Annotated in this window: 2 protein-coding genes; both read right to left on the bottom strand. The window is 71.0% G+C overall.

From position 1 onward, the window contains the following. Positions 1-1172, bottom strand: a 1172-nt coding sequence (gene mmsA, locus VGJ14_19520; GenBank protein HEY2834618.1) for a CoA-acylating methylmalonate-semialdehyde dehydrogenase, incomplete at its 3' end; no start/stop codon positions are given. Then, positions 1169-2192 (bottom strand): aminotransferase class III-fold pyridoxal phosphate-dependent enzyme (locus tag VGJ14_19515; GenBank protein ID HEY2834617.1); only part of this gene is annotated, 1024 nt, incomplete at its 5' end. The genes VGJ14_19515 and mmsA, both read right to left, overlap by 4 nt.

Raw genomic sequence — 2192 nt, 5'->3', positions numbered from 1 at the left:
GGGGTGACGTGGTCGAGGACGCTCGGGCCGAGCCAGAAGCCGCCGGACTCGCCGCCGATCACCGGGTGCATCCGGCCGTCCACCGCCAGCGTGGCGCCTTCGGCCACCCCGCCGTCCAGATAAGAGGCCACCTTCTCCCGGTGCGCGCCGGTGACAAGCGGGCCCATCTCCGACCGCTCGTCGGTGCCCGGGCCGACCCGCAGCGCGCGCACCCGCTCGGCGATCTTGGCGACCAGTTCGTCGCCCGCAGCGCCGACCGCGACCAACACGGACACGGCCATGCACCGCTCGCCCGCCGAACCGAACCCGGCCGACACAGCCGCGTCGGCGGCCAGGTCGGTGTCCGCGTCGGGCAGGACCACCATGTGGTTCTTGGCCCCGCCCAGCGCTTGCACCCGCTTGCCTGCCGAGGTGCCGGTCTGGTACACGTACTGCGCGATCGGCGTGGACCCGACGAAGCTCACCGCACGCACGTCGGGGTGGGTGAGCAGCGCGTCCACGGCCTCCTTGTCGCCGTGCACCACATTGAACACGCCGTCGGGCAGCCCCGCCTCGGCCAGCAGCCTGGCCAGCAGCAGCGACGCCGAGGGGTCCTTCTCCGACGGCTTCAGCACGAATGTGTTGCCGCAGGCCAGCGCGATCGGGAACATCCACATCGGCACCATGGCCGGGAAGTTGAACGGGGTGATCCCGGCGACCACGCCCAGCGGCTGGCGGATCGAGTAGGCGTCCACGCCGGTGGACACGTTCTCCGAGTACCCGCCCTTGAGCAGGTGGCCGATCCCGCAGGCGAATTCGACAACCTCCAGCCCCCGGGCCACCTCCCCGGCTGCGTCCGAGGCCACCTTGCCGTGCTCGGCGCTGATCAGCTCGGCAAGCTCACCACGGTGGGAGTTGATCAGCTCGCGAAACGCGAACAGCACGCCAGTTCGTTTGGCAAGAGAAAACGAGCGCCACCCGGGAAGGGCCTTCGCGGCCGCCGCGACCGCGTCGCCGACGACCGTGGCCGAGGCGAAATCGACGGTGCCGGCCACTTGCCCGGTGGCCGGGTTGTAGATGTCACCGCGGCGCTCCGCGGCGCCGTCCCAGGGGCGGCCGCCGATCCAGTGGGAGCAGTGCTTCATTTGCTCGCTTCTCCGCGCCTCCGGCGCGTCGCTCGCCTGCCTGCTCATTTCCTCACCTCCGCCTCCACCGAGCGCAGCGCGTCGATGAGCATGCCCAAGCCCTCCTTGGCGTCGGCCTCGGTGATGTTCATCGGCGGCGCCATCCGCAGCGCGTTGCCCTGCAGCCCGCCCTTGCCGATGAGCAGGCCTAGGTCTCGCGCCTGCTCGAGCACGCGGGTGGCCAGCGCCGGGCTGGGCGCGCCGGTGTCTGGGTCCACCAGGTCCACCGCGAACATCAGGCCCTTGCCCCGCACCTGGCCGACCGTCCACAGCGGCCCGGTGGCCTCCCGGAGCCCGTCGATGATCATGGCGCCGAGCGTGGCCGCGTTGCGCTGCAGGTCGTGGTCGAGCACGTAGTCCAGGGCAGCGTTGGCCGCGGTAGTGGCCAGCGGGTTGCCGCCGAAGGTGGAGATGCCGTTGCCGGGCAGCGAGTCCATCAGGTCACCGCGGGCGATCACCCCGCCGATGGCGAACCCGTTGCCGAGCCCCTTGGCGAACGTGATCATGTCGGGGGTCACGCCGTGCGCGCCGATCCCCCAGAAGTGCTCCCCGGTCCTCCCCCACGCGGTCTGCACCTCGTCGGAGATGAACAGGACGCCGTGCTCGGCGAGCAGGTCGCGGTAGGCGCCGAGCAGCCCGTCCGGCGGCATGGTGAACCCGCCGACGCCCTGGACCGGCTCGGCGATCAGGCACGCGACGTCGCGCGCGGTGGCCGCGGTGAGCAGGTGCTTCAGGTCGGCGGTGCAGGCTTCGGTGTACTGTTCGTCGCTGAGGCTGGCGAAGGCGGGCAGGTATCGGTCGGTGCCGTGCAGGTATTGCACGCTAAACGGAGCGAGCTGGGAGCTCTTCCACGCGACGTTGCCCGTGATCGCGACCGCGCCAAAAGAGCGGCCGTGGTAGCTGCCGCGCATGGCGAGCACCTGGTTCGACCGGCGCGCGGTGGTGGCGAGCATCAGCGCGGTCTCGTTGGCCTCGGTGCCCGAGTTGGTGAAGAACACCTTGGCGTCCTTGATCCCGGACAGGCGGGCC

Source organism: Sporichthyaceae bacterium (assembly GCA_036493475.1).
Lineage (GTDB): Bacteria > Actinomycetota > Actinomycetes > Sporichthyales > Sporichthyaceae > DASQPJ01.
Note: the sequence above shows the minus strand (reverse complement) of the source record. Positions and strands in the feature narration are given on the sequence as shown.